The organism is Arthrobacter sp. 05T410, assembly GCF_056396505.1.
On sequence record NZ_JBFTLP010000012.1, the window covers coordinates 1 to 23,742 of the forward strand.

Annotated in this window: 21 protein-coding genes, 1 tRNA gene and 1 pseudogene; 17 read left to right on the forward strand and 6 right to left on the reverse strand. The window is 67.5% G+C overall.

Translation table 11 applies throughout. The features are described from left to right. Positions 1 to 235: 235 nt before the first annotated feature. The 4 genes from AC1DFR_RS14870 to AC1DFR_RS14885 all read left to right on the forward strand — a co-directional run bounded on the left by AC1DFR_RS14870 (position 236) and on the right by AC1DFR_RS14885 (position 8,042). A complete protein-coding gene (locus tag AC1DFR_RS14870; protein WP_476873757.1) occupies positions 236 to 1,168 on the forward strand; it encodes an SURF1 family protein in 933 nt (310 codons plus the stop codon). Then, positions 1,165 to 1,674, forward strand: a complete 510-nt coding sequence (locus AC1DFR_RS14875; protein ID WP_028275738.1) for a DUF3817 domain-containing protein — start codon at positions 1,165 to 1,167, stop codon at positions 1,672 to 1,674. The genes AC1DFR_RS14870 and AC1DFR_RS14875 overlap by 4 nt, the downstream gene beginning before the upstream one ends. A gap of 174 nt (positions 1,675 to 1,848) precedes the next feature. Next, positions 1,849 to 3,438 (forward strand): glutamine-hydrolyzing GMP synthase, encoded by a 1,590-nt coding sequence (guaA, locus tag AC1DFR_RS14880; protein WP_079550220.1) that lies wholly within the window; start codon positions 1,849 to 1,851, stop codon positions 3,436 to 3,438. A gap of 296 nt (positions 3,439 to 3,734) precedes the next feature. Beyond that, positions 3,735 to 8,042, forward strand: a complete 4,308-nt coding sequence (locus tag AC1DFR_RS14885) for an AAA family ATPase (RefSeq protein ID WP_476873758.1) — start codon at positions 3,735 to 3,737, stop codon at positions 8,040 to 8,042. Between the two features lie 97 nt (positions 8,043 to 8,139). On the opposite strand, the gene AC1DFR_RS14890 is transcribed toward AC1DFR_RS14885, so the two are convergent. The 3 genes from AC1DFR_RS14890 to AC1DFR_RS14900 all read right to left on the reverse strand — a co-directional run bounded on the left by AC1DFR_RS14890 (position 8,140) and on the right by AC1DFR_RS14900 (position 10,263). After that, complete coding sequence (locus AC1DFR_RS14890; RefSeq protein ID WP_476873759.1) at positions 8,140 to 8,823, reverse strand: RcpC/CpaB family pilus assembly protein; 684 nt, start codon at positions 8,821 to 8,823, stop codon at positions 8,140 to 8,142. 386 nt (positions 8,824 to 9,209) lie between these two features. Next, positions 9,210 to 9,461, reverse strand: coding sequence for an FmdB family zinc ribbon protein (locus tag AC1DFR_RS14895; RefSeq protein ID WP_018773751.1), 252 nt, complete (start codon positions 9,459 to 9,461; stop codon positions 9,210 to 9,212). A 139-nt stretch (positions 9,462 to 9,600) separates the two neighbouring features. Then, on the reverse strand, positions 9,601 to 10,263 hold the full coding sequence (locus tag AC1DFR_RS14900) for a 5-formyltetrahydrofolate cyclo-ligase (protein ID WP_476873760.1): 663 nt from the start codon (positions 10,261 to 10,263) through the stop codon (positions 9,601 to 9,603). Between the two features lie 104 nt (positions 10,264 to 10,367). Between AC1DFR_RS14900 and galU the strand changes: the two genes are divergently transcribed. The 7 genes from galU to AC1DFR_RS14935 all read left to right on the forward strand — a co-directional run bounded on the left by galU (position 10,368) and on the right by AC1DFR_RS14935 (position 16,905). Beyond that, positions 10,368 to 11,285: a UTP--glucose-1-phosphate uridylyltransferase GalU gene (galU, locus tag AC1DFR_RS14905; protein WP_476855733.1), complete on the forward strand. Its 918-nt coding sequence runs from the start codon at positions 10,368 to 10,370 to the stop codon at positions 11,283 to 11,285. 5 nt (positions 11,286 to 11,290) lie between these two features. Beyond that, positions 11,291 to 11,911: a GNAT family N-acetyltransferase gene (locus tag AC1DFR_RS14910; RefSeq protein WP_018773754.1), complete on the forward strand. Its 621-nt coding sequence runs from the start codon at positions 11,291 to 11,293 to the stop codon at positions 11,909 to 11,911. A gap of 143 nt (positions 11,912 to 12,054) precedes the next feature. Continuing rightward, a complete protein-coding gene (locus AC1DFR_RS14915; protein WP_476873801.1) occupies positions 12,055 to 13,053 on the forward strand; it encodes a hypothetical protein in 999 nt (332 codons plus the stop codon). 108 nt (positions 13,054 to 13,161) lie between these two features. Further along, the gene (locus AC1DFR_RS14920; protein WP_476873761.1) at positions 13,162 to 13,974 is read left to right on the forward strand and encodes an SDR family oxidoreductase; all 813 of its coding nucleotides are present in this window, start codon (positions 13,162 to 13,164) and stop codon (positions 13,972 to 13,974) included. Positions 13,975 to 14,020: 46 nt separating this feature from the next. Further along, a tRNA-Ala gene (locus AC1DFR_RS14925) sits at positions 14,021 to 14,093 on the forward strand. A gap of 385 nt (positions 14,094 to 14,478) precedes the next feature. Continuing rightward, complete coding sequence (locus AC1DFR_RS14930; RefSeq protein ID WP_476873762.1) at positions 14,479 to 16,314, forward strand: hypothetical protein; 1,836 nt, start codon at positions 14,479 to 14,481, stop codon at positions 16,312 to 16,314. Positions 16,315 to 16,533: 219 nt separating this feature from the next. Beyond that, a complete protein-coding gene (locus tag AC1DFR_RS14935) occupies positions 16,534 to 16,905 on the forward strand; it encodes an N-acetyltransferase family protein (protein WP_476873763.1) in 372 nt (123 codons plus the stop codon). Here the strand turns inward: AC1DFR_RS14935 and AC1DFR_RS14940 are convergent. After that, on the reverse strand, positions 16,902 to 17,417 hold the full coding sequence (locus AC1DFR_RS14940; protein ID WP_476873764.1) for a hypothetical protein: 516 nt from the start codon (positions 17,415 to 17,417) through the stop codon (positions 16,902 to 16,904). The genes AC1DFR_RS14935 and AC1DFR_RS14940 overlap by 4 nt on opposite strands. Before the next feature lie 58 nt (positions 17,418 to 17,475). Between AC1DFR_RS14940 and AC1DFR_RS14945 the strand changes: the two are divergent. Continuing rightward, a pseudogene (locus AC1DFR_RS14945) lies at positions 17,476 to 17,637 on the forward strand (phosphodiester glycosidase family protein); the annotation flags it as partial. A 31-nt stretch (positions 17,638 to 17,668) separates the two neighbouring features. Here the strand turns inward: AC1DFR_RS14945 and AC1DFR_RS14950 are convergent. Then, positions 17,669 to 18,535 (reverse strand): glycosyl hydrolase, encoded by an 867-nt coding sequence (locus AC1DFR_RS14950; RefSeq protein WP_476873765.1) that lies wholly within the window; start codon positions 18,533 to 18,535, stop codon positions 17,669 to 17,671. Between the two features lie 298 nt (positions 18,536 to 18,833). On the opposite strand from AC1DFR_RS14950, the gene AC1DFR_RS14955 reads away from it, so the two are divergent. From AC1DFR_RS14955 to AC1DFR_RS14975, 5 genes are all read left to right on the forward strand, one after another. After that, positions 18,834 to 19,202 (forward strand): hypothetical protein, encoded by a 369-nt coding sequence (locus AC1DFR_RS14955; protein WP_476850315.1) that lies wholly within the window; start codon positions 18,834 to 18,836, stop codon positions 19,200 to 19,202. Positions 19,203 to 19,227: 25 nt separating this feature from the next. Beyond that, positions 19,228 to 19,698: a GatB/YqeY domain-containing protein gene (locus AC1DFR_RS14960; protein WP_018773763.1), complete on the forward strand. Its 471-nt coding sequence runs from the start codon at positions 19,228 to 19,230 to the stop codon at positions 19,696 to 19,698. 11 nt (positions 19,699 to 19,709) lie between these two features. Continuing rightward, positions 19,710 to 21,287 carry an ABC-F family ATP-binding cassette domain-containing protein gene (locus tag AC1DFR_RS14965; protein WP_476873766.1) on the forward strand — a complete coding sequence of 526 codons (1,578 nt, stop codon included), beginning with the start codon at positions 19,710 to 19,712 and terminating at the stop codon, positions 21,285 to 21,287. 166 nt (positions 21,288 to 21,453) lie between these two features. Then, positions 21,454 to 22,263: a hypothetical protein gene (locus tag AC1DFR_RS14970; protein WP_476873767.1), complete on the forward strand. Its 810-nt coding sequence runs from the start codon at positions 21,454 to 21,456 to the stop codon at positions 22,261 to 22,263. Positions 22,264 to 22,421: 158 nt separating this feature from the next. Further along, positions 22,422 to 22,745: a hypothetical protein gene (locus AC1DFR_RS14975; RefSeq protein WP_476850318.1), complete on the forward strand. Its 324-nt coding sequence runs from the start codon at positions 22,422 to 22,424 to the stop codon at positions 22,743 to 22,745. On the opposite strand, the gene corA is transcribed toward AC1DFR_RS14975, so the two are convergent. After that, positions 22,742 to 23,737 carry a magnesium/cobalt transporter CorA gene (gene corA, locus AC1DFR_RS14980; RefSeq protein WP_230009012.1) on the reverse strand — a complete coding sequence of 332 codons (996 nt, stop codon included), beginning with the start codon at positions 23,735 to 23,737 and terminating at the stop codon, positions 22,742 to 22,744. The genes AC1DFR_RS14975 and corA overlap by 4 nt on opposite strands. Positions 23,738 to 23,742: the final 5 nt, after the last annotated feature.

Sequence of the window (23,742 nt, forward strand, 5' to 3'; positions counted from 1 at the left end):
GCCCCWCTCTAGGGGCAGGCCCTTTCGTGTCGACTCCGTCGCCACGCAGGGACCCGGCTGCCCCTCTCTAGGGGCAGGCCCTTTCGTGTCGACTCCGTCGCCACGCAGGGACCCGGCTGCCCCTCTCTAGGGGCAGGCCCTTTCGTGTCGACTCCGTCGCCACGCAGGGACCCGGCTGCCCCGCTCTCGATGGCCCGTTTCGCTGTTCTACACAGGGACGAAGTACCTTTAAGGGGTGCTGAAAACTGCCCTCAAACCCCGCTGGATCGCAGGACTCGTGTTCGCGATCGCCATTTCCGGGGTCTTTGTGCTGCTCAGCCAGTGGCAATTCGGCCGTTCAACGCAGGCCGAAGCCCCGGTCTCCACCACAACGGAGCAAACGCGGCAGCTCACCTCGGTCCTGCAGCCGGGTGGGTTCTTCCCCGGATCCGTGGCTGACCAGATGGTCTCCGCCACCGGCAGCTACGACCCCCAGAAGCAGGTCCTCGTCCCCGGCCGGCTCAATGACGGGGCGAAGGGCTACTGGATCGTGTCGGCCTTCGCCGTCAAGGATGCCCCGGCCCTGAAAGGCGGCGGGGCCACACCGCAGACCTGGATTCCGGTCGCACGCGGATGGGTGGCGGATCCCGCGGACGCCGTGGCGCCGCCGTCGGGCACCATCGAACTGACCGGGCGGCTGTTGCCGTCCGAGTCCCCGCTGCCGCGGACGGATCCCGGACCCGGCCGCGCCAGCGCCGTCTCGGTTGCCGAACTCATCAACGACTGGAACGTCAGCAGCTACCCGGGCTTTGTCGCAGCGACCACCGAACTGGCCGGCGGCACCGACGTCGGGGCCGCGGCCGCAGGCGGCGACGTCAAACCCCTCCGGATCGGCCCGCAGCCGCCCGCGCAGCAGGTCAACTGGCTCAACCTCTTCTATTCCGTGGAATGGGTGGTCTTCGCCGGTTTCGCGTTGTTCATCTGGTGGCGGCTCGTCAAGGACGACTACCGCCGCGACCTCGAAGACGCGCTCGACGAGGAAACGGCCGGCGAAGAGCCCCCAACCGACCGCCACGCGGCCCACCACAACGCGGCCCACCACCAGGCGGCCCACCACCAGGCGGCCCAAGCGCCCACCGACTCCCATCCCACAGCCCCCCAACCCACAGACCCGAGAGTGCAATCATGATCGAGCCCCAGCCCGCCATCCAGCCGCAGTCCACCAACGGCACGGGGAAAGCCGGAAAGAAGCGCCGCTTCGGCGGCACCGAGGCCCAAATCCGGTCCGCCCTGAAGTTCTACAAGGTGCTCGCCTACCTGACGGGCACAATGCTGCTGCTTCTCTGCGCCGAACTGATCGCCCGGTACGGCTTCGGTCAGTACCTCTTCGCCGGCGGCACCAACGCCGTCACCGGCCAGCCGTTCGGCCTCGGATTCGCCGACGCCGAGCCGCCAGGGGTGATCGGGGGCGTCAACCTCTCCATCACGGTCCTGATCGTGCACGGCTGGATGTACGTCGTGTACCTGATTTCCAACTTCCGGCTGTGGTCGCTCATGCGCTGGCCGTTCACCAAGCTGGTGGTTATGGCCCTGGGTGGCGTCGTGCCGTTCCTGTCCTTCTTCGTCGAGAAGAAGTTCCACGCCGAGGTCGAGGCCGAACTCGCAGCAAACCCGCAGGCGCCCCAGCGGTACTGAACCCCTCCTGACCCGGCGCCCTTTCTGATCCGTCCCGATCAGTCCTTCCGGAACAGTGACACGACGCCGGCAGCCGCCGTCGGGCATGTGAGTTCGCTTACCTCGGCCCGCGATTCGGGCCCGCACCGGCTTCTCAATGTGCGGGCGGGCAGCGGCGCAAAGTAGGCTAGTGGGGTGACTACTCCCACTGCATCCCAGACGTCCCACAGGCCGGTTCTGGTTGTTGACTACGGTGCCCAGTACGCGCAGCTGATTGCCCGCCGCGTCCGGGAAGCGAATGTGTATTCGGAAGTGGTTCCGCATACGTACAGCACCGAGCAGCTGCTGGCCAAGAATCCCGCCGCGATCATCCTCTCGGGAGGGCCCTCGAGCGTCTACGCCGACGGCGCCCCCAGCGTCGGTGCCGACCTCTTCGAGGCCGGCGTCCCGGTCTTCGGCATCTGCTACGGCTTCCAGGCCATGGCCAACGCCCTCGGCGGCAAGGTGGCCCAGACGGGCCTGCGCGAATACGGCGCCACCGAGACCACCACCCTCGGCGAGGGCCGTTCCATCCTGGCCGGCATGCCCCAGCACCAGAGCACCTGGATGAGCCACGGCGACTCCGTCCACGAAGCCCCCGAGGGCTTTGAGGTCCTGGCGACGACGGCGGGCGCCGACGTCGCGGCCTTCGCCAATGAGGACAAGCGCCTCTACGGCGTCCAGTGGCACCCCGAAGTCAAGCACTCGGCCTACGGCCAGCAGGTCCTGGAAAACTTCCTCTTCAAGGGCGCCGGGCTGGAACCGAACTGGACCACCGGCAACATTCTGGAAGAGCAGGTCCAGCGGATCCGTGACCAGATCGGCGACGCCAGGGTCATCTGCGGCCTCTCCGGCGGCGTCGACTCGGCTGTGGCCGCCGCCCTGGTACAGCGCGCCGTCGGCGACCAGCTGACCTGCGTCTTCGTGGACCACGGGCTGTTGCGCGAGGGCGAAGCCGAACAGGTCGAACGCGACTTCGTGGCCGCCACCGGCGTCAAGCTCTACGTCGCCAACGAGCAGGAGCGCTTCCTGAGCGCCCTAGCCGGCGTCAGCGATCCCGAGACCAAACGCAAGATCATCGGCCGCGAATTCATCCGCGCCTTCGAGGAAGCCGAACTGGCGATCATCGCCGAGGCAGCGGCGCACGGGGAAAAGATCAAGTTCCTCGTCCAGGGCACCCTGTACCCCGACGTCGTCGAATCCGGCGGCGGCGAGGGTGCGGCCAACATCAAGAGCCACCACAACGTGGGCGGGCTCCCCGAGGACCTGCAGTTTGAACTGGTTGAACCGCTGCGCGCCCTGTTCAAGGACGAGGTCCGCGCGGTCGGTGCCCAGCTCGGCCTGCCGCAGGAAATCGTCGGCCGCCAGCCCTTCCCCGGCCCGGGCCTCGGCATCCGGATCGTCGGCGATGTCACCAAGGAACGCCTGGACCTGCTCCGCAAGGCCGACGCGATCGCCCGCGCCGAGCTGACCGCGGCCGGACTGGATGACGAAGTGTGGCAGATGCCCGTGGTGCTGCTGGCGGACGTCCGCAGCGTGGGCGTCCAGGGCGACGGCCGCACTTACGGACACCCGATTGTCCTGCGCCCCGTGTCCTCCGAGGACGCCATGACCGCGGACTGGTCGCGGCTGCCCTACGATCTCCTGGCCCGGATTTCCAACCGGATCACCAACGAGGTGGAAGGCGTCAACCGCGTGGTGCTGGATGTGACCAGCAAGCCGCCGGGAACCATCGAGTGGGAATAGCAATCTGAGTGGCCGGCCTTTCGAGGCCGGCCATTTCATTTTGTTTCTGACAATTCAGCCTGAATTTCGCACCGCCCAGTGTTGCGGCCCCGCACCTGCGGGGGATTCGGGCTACCCTCGAAAGCATGCCGGTATGGTCCAAGGCGTCCCGCGCGAGCCTGGCCACCGCGAGCACACAAGATGCGGCCAGGGAAAGCGCGGACGCAACACAGACGAGCGTTGATACGACGAACCCGCCAGAGTCGAGCCCGCCGCGGTCCGGCACAGAGAAGTCGAGCACAGAAAAGAAGGCAGCAGTGTCAGTTGGTCAAGGCCACCCCGAGGGCTCCGAGGAGTTCAGGAAATGGCTGTCGGGGCTCAAGCCCGTCACCGGTGCAGATACCATGCTGCGCTTCACCAAGACGCCCGAAGGCTCAATTGACCTGACTCATGCCCATCCCTCGGGGCTCGCCCAGCTGATGGCAGGGCGGCGTACCCGGCTCTCGACCCTGATCCGCGACCGCCAGCAATTCGTTGTCGCGGCCAGGGCATCACGAAACCTGCGCTCCAAGATTTTCGAACTCGCCAATGACCGCGGCATCGACGCGGGGTATTTCTCTGCCGGCACGGTCGTCTGGACGTCCGCCGTCGGCGGTAAGCCGCAACGGATCTCGGCCCCGGTCATGCTCACCGCCGTATCCCTCACGGTGCGCCCCGGCGAGGACGACTATGAGTTGCAGCTCACCGAACAGGCGCAGATCAACCCGGCGCTTGTCCGGCACCTCAAGACCGTCCACGGGATCGTTTTCGACGTCAACGCGGTGACCAGGATGGCGTACAGCACGGCCCGTTACGACCCGCAGCCCGTTCTGGACCGCCTGGGCACCCTGGTCCAGCCGATTCACGGCGCGGAGGTCGAACACAACCTGCTCGTCTCCACCTTCGCCGACCTCTCCGGCAACCTCGATGATCCGTGGATCAACCAGAACAACCCCTTGGTCACCGCGCTGGCCCGGTCCGGTTCCGGCGAACTGGTCGACGTGCCTGCTCTGGAACCCGGCCGCTTCCCCAGCACGGACGACCGTGACCCCGCCGACGAGCTTCTGCTGCTCGACGCCGACACGGACCAGCAGTATGTGGTCGACGCCGTCCGGGCGGGCGACTCGCTGGTGGTCAGCAGCCCGCCGGGCACGGGCCAGACCCAGACAGTCATCAACACCATCGGCGCCCTGGTGGACGAGGGCAAGTCCGTCCTGGTGGTTGGCGACAGGCGGGCCAGCCTCGCCGAGATCTCCGGGCAGCTGGATGGCCTCGGCCTGGATTCGGTCCTCTTGCAGCTGACGGGCAGCGCCAGCCCGCTGCAGCTGAAGGGCCAGCTGGTCCGGGCGATCGTCCGCAACGAGAAGTCGCTGCAGCCGCAACTGAGCAACCTTCACGCCACACTGACCGGGCACCGCCACGCCCTCATGGACCACGTAGCCTCCCTGCACAACGTCCGGGCGCGCTGGGGTTGCTCGCCGTATGAGGCCATGCAGTCCCTTGCAGAGCTGACCTCCATCCAGCCGGCACCGGCGACGACCGTCCGGCTCAAGCGCAGCGTGCTGGACAATATCCGGGACCGCGAGGAGCTCGCAGGCCGGCTCCGCCGCGCCGCCGAGCTCGGCAGCTTCAGCCGGGCGTCGACCACCAGCCCCTGGCACGGCGCGCGCCTGCTGACCCGCAAGGAGACGCAGGAAGCGCAGGGCGTTGCCCAGTCCGTTGCGGAAAAACTGCCGTTGCTGCGCGGGCGCATGGATGCCGTGGCGGAACACGCAGAGATCCGGCTCGGCCGGACCTTCGCCGAATGGGGCGAGCAGATCGAACTTCTCGTGGCCGTCCGCGAAAGTCTGGACAAGTTCACTCCCGACATCTTTGACCGGCCCGTCCACGACCTGATCTCGGCCACCGCGTCCTCTGCCTGGCGCAGGGAACGCGGGATCGAAATGCCGTCCATGCAGCGCTCACGCCTGCGCAGGGTGGCCAAGGAGTACGTCCGGCCCGGCGTGCACATCGCGGACCTGCACAGCTCACTGGTCCTCGTGCAGGAACAGCGTGCAGCCTGGTCCGGCTACGCGACCACGCAGCGGCACCCGGCCGTGCCGTCCGGGCTGGATGAAATCAGCGGCCTTTACCGGGAGCTCGCAGCGGAACTGGCTGAACTGGGCCTGGCTGTCAAGCACACCGCTGCCGGCGGCGACTTGGACCGCGCACCCTACGACGAGCTCCTGCCCCGGGTGCGGCGGCTCGTCGCCGACACCGCGACCCTTGAAACCCTTCCGGAGCGCACGCTGCTCGTCGAAAGCATGCGAGAGCATGGCCTGGGCGAGCTTCTCGCCGACCTTGCCGAGCGCGAGGTCCCGGAGGGTTCGGTGACCGCCGAACTCGAGCTGGCCTGGTGGCAGTCGGCCCTGGAGGCCATGATCAGCGGCGATGACTACCTCGCCATGTCCGACGGCGACGCCCTGCGCCAGCTTGAGGCGGAGTACCGTCTCGCGGACAACGCCCATATCGCCAGCGGCGCTGCCCGGCTGCGCTGGAACCTGTCTGAGCGCTGGCGCGCTGCCATCGCGGCGTACCCCCGCCAGGCCGAGCTGTTGCGCAGCCTGCTGAAGGACGGCCGGGTGACCCTGGCAGCCCTGAGCGGCCAGGCGCAGGAGCTGCTGCCCACCCTGGTACCGGTGTGGTCCGTCAGCCCCTACCTCATGACGGGTCTGCTGCCGATCGAGCAGACCTTCGATGCCGTCGTGATCCTCGACGCCGAGACGACCTCGTTGCAGGCCGTCCTCCCGGCGATCGCCCGGTCCCGGCAGGTCATCGCCTTCGGCGACGAACAGATCGCCAGCCCCCGGACCTTTACCGTGGGCGTCGAACGGCTCGCCGCGGGGGAGAGCTCCTACCAAAGCGTTGAGAGCTCGTACCGGGCACTCTCTGCCGTGCTTCCGGTCTGGAACCTGAGGACCGTGTACCGTGCGGTCGATGAAGACCTGGTGCGCCAGCTCAGCAAGGGTTTTTACGGCGGGGAACTCACCCGCCTCCCGGAGGGCCAATCTGCCACAGGGCTGGACCGTACCCTCAGCGTGGAGTACCTCCCCGACGGCACGGGGCTGCCCAGCGCTGACCACGACGGCGTCGAATCGGTTGTTGCCGAGGTCAACCGCGCGGTGGAGCTGGTCTTCGAGCACGCCCGGCTCCGCCCCCGGACGTCGCTGGCCGTGGTGACCGGCAGCCTTCGCCATGCCGCCCGGATCGGCGAGGCCATCAGGGCGCAACTGCCCAACTACCCCATGCTGGGCAGCTTCTTCACTGCGGGGGATGAGTCCTTCCGCGTAGTGGATCTGGAACGGGCCCAGGGCCTGGTGCGCGACCACGTCATCTTTTCCCCGGGCTATGGCCGCACCCCGCATGGGCGCACCCTCCACAGCCTCGGGCCGCTTTCCGCCGAAGGTGGCCGAGCAAAATTCGCCCTGGCGATGACGCGTGCCCGCCGGTCCCTGCACGTGCTCAGCTGCTTCCGGCCCGAAGACCTTGATGTCAGCCGCCTCAGCCACGGCGCCGTGGACTTCTACGAGCTCCTGGACCGTGAGATCGCGGGCAACACGGATCTTGGCAGCCCCGCCTCCCGGGCCGCGGCCAGCGAGCAGGCGCTCGGCGCCGATCCGCTCGTGGCCGACCTGGGTGACCGGCTCCGGGCCCGCGGGGCACGGGTGTGGCACCAGTACGACGGCGTCCTGAACATGGTGGCGGCCGCCGATCCGATGACCACGATCGGCCAGGACGATGCGGAGATTCCCCGTCCGGTGGCGATCGAGTCGGACGGTACCAGCCACTACCGGCGGATGAGCGTCCGCGAACGGAGCAGGCTCCGGCCGCAGCTCCTGGAGCGGCTTGGCTGGCGGTACATGCCCCTGTGGACCATAGAGGTCTTCACCGACCCCTCGGCCTGCGCCGACCGGATTGGCGGCTACCTCGGGTTGGAGAAGCCCGCCGTGTCCAGCCGGCTGCGGACATCGCACGGTTTCTTCGACGACGGCATCGAGCATTTGGCTATTGACGAGGCGCGGGCCGCCGAGTACCACGTGGCGGCCGAACCCGCCGGACAGGTATTCCGCGGCCACGAAACTGCCGGCCAAGAATTCCGCCGGCAGGCACCAGCATCAGCAATGACAGGCAATTCAGGCAGTAAGGAGGCCGGCGGCATGAGTGCGGACGGCATCACTAGCAACACTGGCAAGACCGGCGACACCGGCAACACGAACGACACCGGCGCCACGAACGACGCCGTCGCCACCGGCGCGGCGGGCGCCGCGGCCGACACCGCGGGGCCGAAGACCGGTGAGTCGACGGGGGCCGCGGCCGACACCGCAGGGTCGAAGGCCGGCGAATCGACCGGGGAATCGACCGGCGACGGGCCGGAACAGGAGGCCGAGAAGGAGACGTCGCGCCGTTCGGAGGCACAGGCCACCGTTCCGGAGGGTGTGCTGCCGAACAAGGCGGCGGAAGACGACCCCCGACGCTGGGGTGACCAGCCTGATAATTACGATCACGACGCCTGGCTCCAGGAACAGAAGCCGCCGCACTGGGGCTGACGTGCCGGCCCGCAGCCCAGAGCCTGCGGGCGCGGCCCGCGCCGGAGCATACGGCCCGGGCCACTGGCCCGGCGAAAACGCCCTGCTGGCTGGACAGCTAGCCCGGCGGTGACGCCACAAGCACGAAAAACAATTTGCCCTGGGTAGACGCGCCCGCCAGCCTTCGGGCCTGGTCGGCCGTCGCTGCCACCACCACCAGCCCGTCAGTCTCCGCAGTGGCGGGCCAGGAGCCGGCCTTGCCGCCCTGCGTCGACGTCCAGAGCACTGGTACGGCTTCGGCCAGGATTTGGCTTTCGCCGGGTTGTTCCATGCCGTTGCCGGCAGTGAGCACCACGTTGACGAGCTGCCCGGGGGAGACCAGCTGGATGGAGGCCGGATCTGCCATCCTCAGCGGCACGGCCGCAGAGCCTCGCGGGCTTCCGGCGAGCAGGCCCGGTCCCAGGATCTGGGCGTCGGTGAGGAGCTGGCCCTGGCGCAACGGTGCGGCCAGCTGTTTTCCCTCGAACGCGGTCTCGCTGCCGGGGCTGCCCGCAGGAATAAGGCCGGGTGGCACGCTGATCCTGCTGAGATCGCCGGGTTCCAGGGACTTTCCAGCGGGCAGATCGGCCGCGGCGGCGAAGGCTGCGACAGTGTCAGTGGGCGCTGGAGCCAGTTGCTGAACTGTCAGTCCGGCGGGGATGCAGAACAGGAGGGCCGCGATAAGCCGCCGGTTCCGGTTCAGCCAGCCGCGCAGGCGGTGCCACGACGGACGGCCGCGGGGCGGGCGCCGGCGGGGTTTCACGGGACCGATCCGGCTCCGGAACGGAAGGCCCGCGGCGGAAAACGTGGCGGCAGGAAGGCTCGTTGGACGGATACCGGTGCGGGACCAGCGGCCGGGTCCAGCTTCAGGCATTGCGGCGCGGAACGGCCTGAACAAAGGCGTGGAAGACGGCACAGGCGCCGCCGGGGCAGCCGTCTTGAACGAAGGCGGGGAAACCGCGGTGAGGAAAAGTTCCATGCCGCCACGCTACGGATCCGCGCAGAGCGGCGGCAGCTGCGGAACGTCCTATGTGGACAACGGCAACAGCGGCAACGGCAACAGCGGCAACAGCGGACAGGGATTCAGGCAGTGCCGAGAATCAGCCGGCCGTGGCCCAGCCGGCGGCCGGCGCCAACCCGGCAGGTGCCTTAGCTGGCCGCGGCGGCGGGCGCGGGGGTGGCCGCGGGAGCTGCAGGAGCCGGGGAAACCGTGCTGCCCTTGGCGTCGCGCGAATCGGTCCGGTAGAAGCCGGAGCCCTTGAACACTACGCCGACGCTGTTGAACTTCTTGCGCAGCGTGCCCTGGCACTCGGGGCAGGACGTCAAGGAGTTGTCGCTGAACGACTGCACGATCTCGAAGGCGTGGCTGCAGTCCTTGCAGGCGTATGCATACGTGGGCACTGGAAATCCTCCTCAGGGGCAAACGAGCAGGTCCCGTACTGCGGAGTCCGGATCACCGCCGATATTTCTATCGACCTGTTCCGTCCTTAGCAGTCGCAGGGCCTGAGTGCCAATTCTATCACCTTGGCGGGAACCCGGATCAGGCGGGCCGGGATCGGCCGAGCCGGACGATCCCGCCCGGGGTCAGCGCCGTGTCGACTTTCCGGTCGAACGACTCCGCGGGGATGCTGCCTGCGGGCAGCACCTCCGTGTCATAGACGACGGCGGCAGTCGGCGACGCGACAGCGTCGGCTGCAGCGTCGGCCGCCCCGGCGTCCGCCCCGCCGGACGCGGAGGACATGGCAGCCAGGGCGGCAAGGAACTTGTCGTAGTAGCCGCCGCCCTGCCCGATTCGGTTGCCCGAGAAATCCACCGCGGTGGCCGGCAGGAAGATTGCGGTGGCGTCCCGCATGACTTCGGTACCGTGGCGCTCTCCGACAGGCTCCTGGATGGGCGCGTACCGGCTGCGGACAAACCCGGACTGGGGAGTCCAGAACACCCAGCTGAGCTCGATGTCGGGTTCGCAAACGGGCAGCAGCACCCGGTGCCCGGCCTCGACCAGGGCAGTCAGCAGTGGCAGTGTGGGCGGTTCGGCGCCCACACCGAGGTACGCCGCGAAGGTGCCTTGGCGGCCGCGGCCAAGCCCGGAGGCCCAAGCGAGCCCGTGGCTGGCGATGCCCGCCGCGGCGGTGTCCTGTGCGGCCAGCGGGAGTGCGGAACGCGCCGCCCTGTGGCTGGAGCGAATTTCCTCTTTTGACGCCATCTTGGCCCGTCCTCTGCCTTTTGCGGCCGCGCTGCACCGGGGGGCCCGGCAGGCGGTTCGCATAATGATTACGCAATGATTGGTCCCTCCGTTAGATTAGTCGTGTGAATACACCCATCGCTTCCGTCCGCAAGGCCGTTATCCCCGCCGCGGGCCTTGGTACCAGGTTTCTCCCGGCCACAAAGGCCATGCCCAAGGAAATGCTGCCTGTCGTTGACAAGCCGGCCATCCAGTACGTCGTCGAGGAGGCCGTGAATGTCGGCCTGAACGACATCCTGATGATCACTGGCCGCAACAAGCGGGCGTTGGAGGACCACTTCGACCGCGTCCCCGCGCTGGAGTCCACCCTGGAGGCGAAGGGTGACACTGCGAAGCTCGAATCCATCCAGGCCGCCAGCAACCTCGGTGACATCCACTACGTCCGCCAGGGCGATCCCATGGGCCTCGGCCACGCCGTCCTCCGGGCCAAGCAGCACGTCGGGCATGAGCCGTTCGCCGTCCTCCTGGGAGATGACCTCATTGACGCCCGCGATGAGCTCCTCAGCACCATGATCGAGGTCCAGGCCAAGACCGGCGGGTCAGTGGTCGCTCTGATCGAGGTGGACCCGTCCCAGATCAGTGCCTACGGCTGCGCGGACGTCGAGGCAATCGGCGGTGAGGACTACGTCCGCATCAACCAGCTCGTGGAGAAGCCCGATGTCGCGGACGCCCCGTCCAACCTGGCCGTGATTGGCCGCTACGTGTTGCACCCGGCCGTCTTTGAAGTGCTGGAGCGCACCGCGCCCGGCCGCGGCGGGGAAATCCAGCTCACGGACGCCCTGCAGGAACTCTCGGCCGGCACCGGCGAGGGCTACGGCGTGTACGGCGTCATCTTCCGCGGCCGCCGCTACGACACCGGCGACAAGCTCAGCTACCTCAAGGCCTGTGTCCAGCTCGCCTGCGACAGTGAGGACCTCGGCCCGGGCCTGCGCGAATGGCTGCCCGGCTTCGCGTCCAGCCTGGCCCCCAGCCTCGCCAAATAACTCCCGTGGGGGGCAGCTTCACCTGGCCGGTGACCTTGGAGAGCGGCGAAATCGTGTTGCGCCCGATCCGGTACCGGGACCGCAAGGAGTGGACAGCGCTCAGGTCCCGCAACTGCGAGTGGCTGGCCCCCTGGGAGGCATCGAACCCGGTCCCCGGCGGCGGCCTGCCGGACTACCGGCAGATGGTGCGCTCGCTCAAGGCCCAGGCCGCGCAGGCCACGGCCCTGCCATTCGTCATCGCGGAATGGACACCAGGCCATCAGGCGCCGGTGATCGTGGGGCAGCTGACGGTGTCCTCGATCGTCTGGGGATCGGCCATGATGGCGACGCTTGGCTATTGGGTCGACAAGGAACGGGCCGGCCGGGGGATCGCCCCGACCGCCGTGGCCATGGCGACCGACTATTGCTTCGGCACCCTTGGCCTGCACCGCATGGAGATCAACATCAGGCCGGAGAACGCGCCGAGCCTGCGCGTGGTGGAAAAACTCGGGTTTCGTGACGAGGGATTCCGGCCCAGGTTCCTGCACATCAACGGTGAATGGGCAGACCACCGGACCTTCGCGCTCACGGCTGAGGAAGTGCCGGAAGGCCTCCTCGCGCGGTGGCTGAGAACCCGCCAGTCCTGAGGCCCATGAGAGCCGCCTGACCAGCCACGACGCCCCGACGCCGGCCAGTCGCCGCTGCGCGCGCGACACACCCCTGACAATGCGGGGCAGCACCTCATATACCTCATACGGTTTTGAGTGTGGACTTCCCTCTTAGCAGCTCTGTGATCCTTGTCATTGCTGTTGCGCTCTGGATCGTGTGGGTGGCGCCCTACGTTCTCCGGAACGGACGCCACCAGCTGCAGCCTGCAGGCGACTTCCTGGCGGATGTCATTGACATGGAACCAGCAGATCCACATGCGGGGAAGGTTATGAAAATGGCGGCGCAGCAGGAGAAACCCATGATCAGCACACAGCGCGCAGACCCGGCCGGCGGCACACCTGGGCCTGGGGCGGGCAAAGCGGCGACCCCTCGGGTGAATCCGATTGCTGCGTCGGGCTCCCCGGCATTCCGGATTCGTTGGGCGCGGCTGGTGCTGGCGGTAGCCGGGCTCCTGGCTCTCCTCACGGCAGTGGTGTCCGGAGCCCTTCGGCTTTTCGGCATCGGTTCAGGCTGGCTGCCGGTGACCGCCCTCCTGGGCGCCTTCGCCGCAGTGGCGCTGCTTCGTCGTCTTGCCGTCCGCGATCGCCGGCGGAAGATGAACGCTGCATTCCGTGCAGCCATGGGCAGCCCGGAACGCACCCCTGCGCGGCCGTCGGTGCCCGAACAGACCCCCTCCCTTCCCGACGGACGTCCCGCTGCCCGGCCGGAAAGCCCGCTCTTCGACGCCGAAGCGGGCCGCGACACGCCCGAGCCCGCGCCGAAGCCGCTGACCGCACTGGAACTCCGCCAGGCCGCCCTCGCTGAAGCCGTCGCCTCTGGGGATGCCTCGGCGGCCATGGCAGCCGACGCAGGTGCATTAGCGGAGGGCACGAGCTGGGAGCCCGTCGAGGTTCCCAAGCCCACCTACGTCGAAGCCCCGAAGGCCGAACGTGCGGCCCCAATGCCCCTTGACCTTCCCGAGGCGCCGAAGGCCGTAGGGAAACCGTCTCTCAAGCAGGCCTCGGCGCGACCGGCAGCGTCCGATCCGCAGACCGCCGACGATTCTGAGACTAAGCAGCTCAGCAAGGCCCAGAGCGCCTTGAGCAACCTGGATGATGTCCTCCAGCGGCGCCGCGCCTGATCGGCCCCGTCCTTCCGGAGATTACCCCGGGCAGCCAGCGATGGCGGCCCGGGGTTCTTCATTTCCCCGCAGCGTCGCCGGCGGGCTTCGCTGCGGTAGCCTCGGGTCATGACAAGGATCTGCGTTGCCGGTGGAACCGGGCAAGTGGGCCGAGAAGTGGTGCGCCTGGCCGTCGACGCCGGGCACGCCGTGGCCGTCCTCAGCCGCAACCCGCCGGGGGCCGGCGCCGCCGGCAACATCCCGGGCGCGGAGTACTTCCGCGCGGACGTCACGACGGGAGAGGGGATAGCGGCCGCCCTGGCCGGCGCCGACGTCGTGATCGATTGCCTGGAAGGGCGCGCCGGGAAGGCGCGCAAGAACTTCGCCGACGGCGGTGCGCGGCTTCTGGCCGCTGCACAGGACGCGGGAACGGCCAGGGCCGTCATGCTGTCCATCGTGAACTGCGATCGCAGCAACTCCTCCTTCTACCGGTCGAAAGCTGCCAAAGAACACGCCTACGAGCTGTCCGGACTCGAGACCGTGGTGGTCCGGGCCACCCAGTTCCACTCGTTGCTCGCGATGATGTTCGGCGCCGGCTCAAAGCTGCGGATCATCCCCGTGGTCAGAGGTGCCCGGTTCCAGCCGGTATCGCCGGCCGACGCAGCCGCGGTACTGCTGGAGGCCGCCCTTGACCCGGCGCCCGTTCCAGCCGCGGGCCCGCGGCACCGGGTACTGAACCTCGGCGGCCCCGAATCCAAAGACATGGTCGACTTTGCCCGGGAATGGCAGCGGGCCACCCGCGCAAAGGGTCAACTCGTGCGCTTACCACTGCCCGGCGCGATGGGCCGCTACCTGCGCGAGGGGTTGAACCTGGTGCCGGAGGCGCGACACGGCACCGAGACTTTCCGGGGCTGGCTGGAAAACAGCGCAGATAGTTTGTAGCCTAGGGACACCGGCAACGCCGTTCCGTCAGGACCGGCGTTGCTTCGGGGCTATAGCTCAGTTGGTAGAGCGCTTCGTTCGCATCGAAGAGGTCAGGAGTTCGAATCTCCTTAGCTCCACAGATTTCAAGGGTTTTTGAACCTTTGAGTGCGTGGCCCGGCTGCAGGGCAGGATCATCCAGGATCCGCGGCCGTCAGCCCGACTGAGCACGGCTCCGGCACCCACCGAAATCTCCAGGCCTGACCTTAGTCGTTGGCCGCCAGCGGCAACGCCCTTCCCGGTTTGGACAGTCGAAAAGGCCGTTTCTGCGCTGAAGGTCGCCTGCATGAAGCCGGCCCAGCACTGGTCCTGGACCCCGGCCGCGTTGCCCACGGACCCGTGACCGGTGCAGAGCAGCACCATCATTCCAAGCCCCTGACCTGCGCAATCATTGTTGAAATGGTGTCTGGGCATTATGCTCGGCGACGGGGGAGCCGGGAGCCGGCTCAAAGACTTGGGGGAAAATTGAACAAGAAGACCATCCGCTTCGGCATCGCCGGGGCACTCACTGCGCTCTCGCTCACGGCGCTCTCGCTTGCGGGCCTCGCCGTTCCGGCGCAGGCCGATCCCGATCAGTGGGCCATCCCACCGAACATCGATTCCTGCGGCCCGGTGGTCGACTCAGTCAGATTCTGCACGGCGCCGGACGGGCATCCGTATCCGATGCTGGTCAACGGCGGCGCCGTCGCCGGCCCGCGGCCCGGCATCGGCGGGGCCCTCCAGGTCGGCAGCACCCTGACCGTTGTTAACGGCGCCTGGGATCCCGCGGACGCCACGCTCACGCACCAGTGGCTGCGCAACGACGTGCCCATCCCGGGCGCCACCGGCCCCACCTACCTGCTCACCACGGCGGACCTCGGCAAGGGCCTCCGGGTCAAGACCACGGCGGCAGCGCCGAGCTATGCAAAGACGACCCTGCAGTCCGCCAAAGCCAACCCCGTCACGATCGCCGGCGGCGCTGTCCCGTCCGTCGTTGCGGGGGATGTTGGCATCGCTCAATTGGACACCCACCCGGATAGGCCCAGCCGTCTTGTGTTCGCTGGGGGAACTTTCAAGGGCGCTCCGGTCATCCACCGCCAGTACCAGTGGCTTCGCGACGGCAAGCCCATCCCGGGTGCCACCGCGGAAATGTTCGACCCGAAGGGCTGGGGATCAACGGGGCTACTGAGCGTCAGGATCACCGGCCACGCGCCCGGGTTCAAGCCGGCCGCCGCGACCTCTAAACAGCGAAAGGTTTCTGACTTCGACCAAGCCCCCGGCGCCGTGGTCACCGGCGGCACCGGCCTGGGGGAGGTCCTCACCGCCGTAGACGAAGTTCCCTGGACTGCCTGGCGGGGCGAGTACACCTACAAGTGGCTGCGCGACGGTGTCGTGATTCCCGGAGCCACTGCGCTGACCTACACGATCACGGCCAAGGACCAGGGCCACACCCTGGTCCTCGAGTCCGGCACTTGGTACGACACCCACATCTACTCCAACCCGGTCGCCGTGCCGGCGGCCGGGGAGCTGAAGCAGCTGACGAACGTCACCAAGCCGGTCGTGACCGGGGACGCCGTGACCGGCTCTGTGATGAAGGTGTCGGCCGGGACCTGGTCCGTGCCCTCCGACAGGCTGACGTTCACCTACAACTGGCTGGACGGGTCGAAAACGGTCAGCGGCGCGACTTTCACCCCGGAACAGCCCCAAGTTGGCAAGACCCTCGCCGTCCTTGTGACCGCGTCCGCCCCCGGTTACACCACCGCCTGGGTAAAAGTCACCGCACCCAAGCCCGTGACCGCGCGTGAGTCGACGCGGGCCATTACCGGAACCCTGACCGTCGGGTCGAAGGTGACCTTGACTCCCGACCCCTGGTATGACCGGGCGGGGATCACCTCGGACGTACACTGGCTGCGCAACGGCGTCCAGATCGCCGGGGCCTACGGCTGGAGTTACGTCCTGACGAAGGCCGACGCCAGCACGAAGCTCTCGGCCTACGTGAACCCGACTGCAACGGGCGGCAAGTACCAGACGATCAACGCTTCGGCGAGGGTGGCGGGCCTGCCCCTGATTTCGGCCACGCCGACGATTGCCGGTACGGTCAAGGTCGGGAATGTCCTGACCGTGCAGCGGGGCACGTGGAGCTGGGGCACTGCCTTCACGTACCGCTGGCTGCGCAACGGCGTCGTCATCTCTGAGGCCTACGCATCCACCTACAAGGTCCGGACCGCCGACAAGGGCACCAAGCTCACCGTCCGCGTCACCGGCTCACGGTTCGGCTACACCACCGTGTCGCGGACCAGCGGAGCGTACCTCGCCCGCTGACCAACGGCTTTCCCGGGCCCGCCTCATGCCGGCGTGGTCCGGGACGCCAGGCTATCCCGTCCTGGATCCACGCTGGCCCTTAAATGCAGCTGGCCTGACATACTCGTAGTCCGACACTGCCCCGGCCGGCGCACCTGTTGGCCACCGGCCGGGTTGTCCATGCACGCACCAAGGCGACGCCATGGTGCATGCTCACGCCCGAAAGACGAGCAGCAAAACATGGGAGCCGCAACGATGGGCACCCGGGCGGCGTCGAACGGGGCCCGGGTCGGGGAGCTGAAGCCCAAGGTCGTCGCGCCCGCAGCCAGGGGAACGGGCATCGGCTCGATCATGCTCGCGGCCAGCCTGGACTTTCTGAAGGCCCGTGGCTGCCACGATGTCGTGTCCGCATCCTGGGTCTCGGCCGACCCACAGCACTCTTCCCTGGGGATGCTGGAGCGGGCCGGCTTTGCGCAGGTGGCGACGATCCCCTGCTTCTGGGCGGACGACCAACAGGCAGCCGGCTACCTCTGCCCCCTCTGCGGCGCCGGGTGCGTCTGCGTGGCCGTCATCCTGGTGCTCCCACTCGAAGGCAGGGCCAGCCGCGGCTAGAGCGCTTCCTTGGCCAGGGCCGCAGCGCCGGGAGGGGTTGTGCGGCCGAGCCGGTCGTCCAGTCTGACGCGCAGCCTGGCGCCGGCGACCAGAACCCGGTGATGCGAGAGGGCCGCCGAGCCGGTAACTTGCGCAGCGACGTGCTGCCCGCTGCCTGTGCTTTCACCGGCCCCGTACACGGACTCCCACGCGATGTCCAGAAGCTCAAGCTCCTCGTTGCGGGCCAACTCGCTGCGGGCGAGCACGTCCAGCGCAGCCAGCCCCAGGGCTTTGCTGTCCCCGTACTCGTTCAGGGCACGGTCCAGCGCCCATTGGGTCCGTTTCCACCACTCGGCCCGGTCGTCGGCGACGGCCTTCTGGCGCAGAGTCCGCCAGGCCATGAACGCTCCCACGGCCGCCGCTACGAGTACAGCAACAGGGGCAAGCGCGGCAACGATCTGCCACCACTCGGCCGGACCGGTGTGGAGGAGGACTTCAACCGGAACCGGAGACGGGGCTGGTGTTGGCGGCATGCGACCAGCCTAAGCCGCGGCCCGGACAGGGAGGGATGCCGGCGTCGCCACCTCCCTTGGCATGGTCCAGGCGATCAACCTGGATGGTGGCGGTTCCACAACAGCAGTTGCCGGAGAAGCCGTTCTGAATATCCCCCCTGGCGGCGCGGAACGTCCCGTCGGCGGCGCCTTCCTCGTGCTTCCCACCCGAAAGGATGGGCCGAACAGCACGGACAAGTAGCGGCGGGTCTCTCTCCGAGTCTGACGGGAAGTCACAACGAAGCGTACAGCCTGCCGAGTGAGGTCAGCCGGCCGTTCGTTTGGTAGAGCGCAGACGGGCCCATGGCGGGGTCACTGGGATCCCTGGCTTTCCACGCAAACCGTTCGACGAAGGGCATCAGGCGCATGCCGGCGACCGCAACCTGCATGCAGTAGGCGGTCTCGCGGGTCGTGTACCGGGAGGGGCGTGCCGGGGTTGCCTGCCAGTCCGCAACCCCAAATTCCGTAACCCAGACCGGCCTTCCATACCTGTGATGCAAGTACCAGACCTTGGCCAGGAAACTCTCTGGGTTCGGCGAGCCGTAGTGATGCATCGTCATGAAGTCGATGCGGAGGTTCGCCTGCCGCGCCCTGGCCATGAAGTGGTCCAGCCACGGGCTCCTGACATCGACCGTGGCCGGAGATCCCAGACGCAGGCCGGTGGATTGAAGGTGGGGCCATAACCGGATGGCCTCATCGACAGACATGCTGGCCTGGCCTGAGTGGTCCGGCTCGTTGAAAGCGAGGAGGTGTTTGGTCCTCGTCTGGGGAAGTTGCCTGGCAACGTCGCCGAGGGCGTCCTGTCTGAGCAAAGCATTCGCGCTCCACACCATCGGGACAAAGGCCGGGTTGGTCGTGACGGTATACGAGGATCCCCAGGAGTAGTACCAGTTGGCATTGAGACTCCGGATTTGCCTCAATGCCAGCGCATCATCTCCGCTGTGGGCTGCGCCCTTGAGAGCCCGGGAGGCAGAGACAGCCGTACGGGCAAGGGACGGTGTGGAAAGGGCCGGAGCCGGCCCAGGGGGTGTGGCAGCGGAACTGGCCCCGGCCGCCTCCAGAGCAGCCAGCAATGCGGTGAGAAAAGTCCGGCGATCCATGGATTCCTTCTTCCGAAGCGAAGCGGGCCGACACCAATCCTCAACCAGATGTGACGAATGTCACGCTACGCCAGTCGCTCGACATTTGGAACAGCCGCAACGTGTCGCGCTACCGGCGACCCCGGATGCGGGTCAAGAAAGAGTTTTCATGAGATGGTGTGAACCTGCGTGAACGGCGCCGTGGCCGCGCCGGCGCAGCAATCCGCGCGGCAAGACCATCGTGCAATCCAGCGGCAAGGCAGCCGAATCCAGCGCAGGCATCCAAGACAGACATCCAGCGCAGACAAGGCCACCACCGATGAAGAACACCACCCCGATCGCCCTGGCCCTGCTGTCTGTTCTGCTGACCGCGGCCTGCTCCGCCTCCCCGAGCCCCGAGCCGTCCGCCGGGACCCCTGCGGCGGGCCTGCCGGCGTCGCTGCCCAAGCCTGACCCGGCCCAGCAGGAAGCCCTCCTGGCCGCGCTGGCCAAGATCAACCCCCGCCTGCCAGACGACCAGGCAATCGACAAGGCCCGCCGCCTGTGCGGCCGACTGCTGGGGCAATCGACGGCGGACCAGCTCATCGCTGCCGCAAAGACGGAGTTCAGCGGGGACGTCCCCGCCCTCCCGGACGAAGACGCCCAGCGGATCATCTCGGCGATCGGGGCCAACGGGTTCTGCCGCTAGCCTTGTTAACAACACGAGGAGAACTATGACCACCCTGAAAGAACGCCTGCACGCCGACGTCGTGAGCCACATGAAGGACCGCAACAAGGTTGCCCTGACCACCGTGCGCAACGTCCTGGGCGAGATCGAGACCCGGGAGAAATCGGGCAAGACGCCAATCGTGCTGGACGACGCACAGGTGACCGCACTCCTGCAAAAGGAAGCCGCCAAGCGCCGCGACACGGCCCGCATCTACACCGAGGCCGGCGAAGCCGAGCGCGCCGCGGCCGAGATCGCCGAGGCCGAGGTGATCGAGGCCTACCTGCCCAAGCCACTGACCGCGGCGGAAGTCGAGACGATCGTGGACGAGGCCATCGCGGCGCTCAAGGCCGACGGCGTCGAGCTGTCCATGCGTCAGCTGGGGGCAGTGATGAAGCCCGTCACCGCCACGGTGGCCGGACGTTTTGACGGCAAGGCCGTCAGCGAAATCGTCCGCAACCGTCTCGCGCAGCAGTGAGCCTGGTCCGGTTGCACGACGTCAGCGTCCGCTTCGACAACACACAGATCCTCCGCGAGGCGTTCTTCCGTCTGGAGCCCGGGGACCGGGTGGGCCTGATCGGCAAGAACGGCTCCGGGAAGACCTCCATCCTCAAGCTCGTCCTGGACCAGGTCTCCCCGGACACCGGAACGGTCACCGTGGAGCAGGGAACCAGGGTGGGGTACTTCTCCCAGTTTTCCGAGCTCGACGGCGAGGCAACCATCCTTGCGGTCCTTGACGGACTGTTTGTCGAGATCAAGGCTGCCGAGGCCGAGCTGGCAGCCATCGACGCCGCCATTGCGGCTGACCCCGCCGAGGCGGAGCTGGACCGGCTGATCCGGCGCCAGGCCGAGCTGTTCGAGGACATGGACCGCCTCGACGGATGGGATTACAAGCGGCGCATCGACACGGTCCTGACCACTCTGGGGTTCAGCGACGCCCACCGCACGTGCGCGATCGACGAACTCTCCGGCGGGTGGCGCAACCGCGCCGCCCTGGCCAAGATCCTGTTGGAGGGCCCGGACGTCCTGCTGCTGGATGAACCCACCAACTACCTCGACGTGGCCGGTGTCGAATGGCTCGAAAACTGGTTCCGCGACTACCGCGGCGCCGCGATCATCGTCTCGCACGACAGGAAGTTCCTCGACGCGGTGGTCACCCGGATCATCGAAGTGGAAAACTTCCACCTGCACGAGTACCCCGGCAACTTCGCCGAGTACGTGGTCCAGAAGCAGTTCCGGCTCAAGACGCTCGAGGCCCAGTTCGTCCATGAGTCCGAGCTCCTGGCTTTTGAGGCGGAGGGCATCGCCGACCGCCGGGAGGCCGCCAAGGCCGCCAGCCGCGGGTTGGGGAACCAGCTGGCCAAGATCAAGAAAGCGCGGACACCACGTCCCGTGGACCAGATCGTCACCGAGATCTACGGCGGGCTGCACGTGAAGGATGTTCTCTGCAGGGTCGAAGGACTGGGCAAGTCCTATGGCGACAAGGTCTTGTTCGAAGACCTGAGCTTTGAGATCCGCCGCGGCAACAGGATTGTGGTCCTGGGCTCCAACGGCAGCGGCAAGTCCACGCTGCTGAAAGTGCTGACCGGGGAGGAACCGGCGGATTCCGGTGAAGTGGTCTGGGCGAAGGGGCCGGGTTTTGTTTCCTACAACAAAATGCTGGAAGAGCTCGACGACGCCGACACCGTTTCGCACGCGGTGAACGCGCTGCCGGACAGCCTGGCCTTCAGCGCCACGAAGAAGTCCGTCAACAGGTTCCTCGCCATGTTCCAGTTCTCCGAAGCCGACCTCAAACAGAAGATCGGGAACCTCTCCGGCGGACAGAAAGCCCGCGTCGCCATGGCCCAGTGCCTGCTGTCCGGGGCCTCGGTGTTGCTGCTGGATGAGCCCACCAACCACCTGGACATGTCCAGTACCCAGGTGATGGAGCGGGCACTGCTCCACTTCCCCGGCGCGGTCGTCGTGGTCAGCCACGACCGCTTCTTCACCGAGAAGATCGCCACCCGTCAGCTGGTCTTCGGCACCGACGGCGCAGAACCCGGCGAGGTCGACGTACGCGCGGCCTAATGACGTGGTGATTGCCCCGAGGCTCAGTGTTTGCTCAACATTGGCTCAGGATGTGGCCTGAGCGGCTAAAGGGCCGACAAGTGGTCGTTTCCGAGCGGTAGTGTGGCGCTGGCTGCCGACCGGGGGGACGGCAGCGGTCTCCTATCCGCTTTGAAAGGAATCTCCCGTGGCAGGAATCATCGGCTGGCTCAGTGCTCTGGGCACCACAGGCAAGGCAGTAGTAGTGGCCTCCGTCGTCGTCACTGGCGGCGCCGGCGCAGCGGCGGCCACCGCGACCACCAATCTCCCGGCTGACCCGACGTCAACCATGACGGCGACCGGCACCGAAACCTCTGAGCCGGCCGGGTCGGCCGGGTCGGCCGGGTCGGAGACTCCGGTAGTGGGCGACCAGGAAGCCGCCGATCACGAATCGTCTGAATCGTCTGAACCGGGCGATCCGGCTGAGTCGGATGACCAGGAGGCGGACGATCAGGGCACAGAGGCGGACGCGGACGATCAGAACGCGGACGATCAGGGTGCGGACGATCAGGGCGCGGAAGAGGTCGCGGACGACCAGAACGCGGACGATCAGGGCGCGGAAGAGGTCGCGGACGACCAGAACGCGGACGACCAGGGGGCGGAAGGGGTCGCGGACGCTCAGGAGCCTGCTGCCCCGGCTCCGGCCCCCGCTGCTCCGGCCCCGGCGCCCGCCGGACACGATGCGAAGGATTCGGCCGACGCGCCGGAAGCCGACGCGTCCCACGCATCGAACGGCAACAGCGGATGGGCACACCAGAACGCCGCTGAACACCGCGCCGCCGGCCAGGCCAACGCCGCTGAACACCGCGCCGCCGGCCAGGCCAAGGCCGCCGAGCACCGCGCGGCCAGCCAGGCCAAAGCCGCCGAGCACCGTGCCGCTCCGGCCGGACTTGAAAGCGATCACGCCGCCAAGACCAGCAAGCGCGGCGACTCGGGCGGGCACGGCCACAGCAAGTAGCCCAATAGGCATGCATTGACGGGGCCCGGACCACTGGTCCTGGCCCCGTCGTCGTGACGGCACGAAAATGTTTCAGCGCGAAAGTGTTTCAGCGCGAAAGTGTCCAACGGTTCGGTCTCAGGGGCGCGGCGTTTCCGGGCGCGCGGGATAATGGAACCATGACCAATCAGCAGCAGGACCGCGACCCGTGGGAGGAGTTCGACAAGCTCCAGCCCGCCGGTCCGGACCGGGTTGCCGGGTACCCCGGTGGGAAACCGCAGGGCTTCGGCTTCCGCACGGGCGTCCGCAGCGCCAGGGTAGCCCTCGGATTTGCCGTCTACTCCCTGGCGCTGGGGAGCATTCTGGTCCTCACCGGGGCCATCGTTTTCATCGGCAGCGGGAAGTGGCTGCTGCTCGGGCTGATGGTGCTGATCGAAGTCGTGTTCGTCCTGGCGTTCCGACGGCTCATGGTCCAGGTCCGGAACCGCCGCGCCGCTGGCTAGAGCCAGCCCTTCTTCTTGAAGATGGCGTACATCAGCGCCGCCGTGCCGGCCATGAGCGTGATTGCCATCGGGTAGCCAAGCGTCCAGTGCAGCTCCGGCATGTTGTCGAAGTTCATGCCATACAGTCCGGCCACAAATGTCGGCGCGAAGAAGATCGCGGCCCACGACGAGATCTTCTTGACCTGTTCGTTTTGTTCCGCGCTGGCCTCGTTCTGGCGGTTGGCGGTCAGGGTTCCGTCCAGGGTGAGCGCATTCTGCAGCAGGTCACGGAACGAATCGGCGCGGGAAATCAGCCGTTCCACGTGGTCCTCGACGTCGCGCAGGCTGTGCTGCAGTTCGATGTCCACCCGGTACTTCTCGAAGCCCCGCCGGAGCTGTTGCATCATTGCCGGGAGCGGGTGGATGGCGCGCTGGAAATGGATGACTTCACGGGCGAGCTCGTAGATCCGCCGGGACACCAGGGGGTCGCCGCTGAAGAGCTGGTCCTCGATCTCGTCGATGTCGTTTTCCAGCCCGGCTACCACGGGACCGTAGTCATCCACCACCTGGTCCATGAGCGCGTACAGGACGGCCTCGGGCCCGTGGCGCAGCAGATCGGGCCGGCCCTCCATCCGGCGCCTGACCTGGCCCACGACTTTCGTCTCGGCGTGCCGGACGGTGACCACGAAGTTGCGCCCCGTGAAGACGTGGAGCTCGCCGAACTCCACGGTTTCGGTCTCGTCCAGGTACCGGGCGGGGCGGAGCACAGTGAACAGATTGTCGTCGTAGCGTTCCAGTTTGGGGCGCTGATGGGCAGAGATCGCGTCCTCCACCGCCAGCCCGTGCAGGTTGAATTCTGCCGCCACGGCCGCCATTTCCTCAGTGGTCGGCCGGTACAGGCCGATCCAGGCCATGCCCCCGTGCTCGGTCAGGGTCTCAAAAGTCTGCTCGAGGTTCCGCGGCTCGGCGCTGCGGATGCCGTCAACGTAGACGGCGTTGTCGATGATAGTCACCGGGA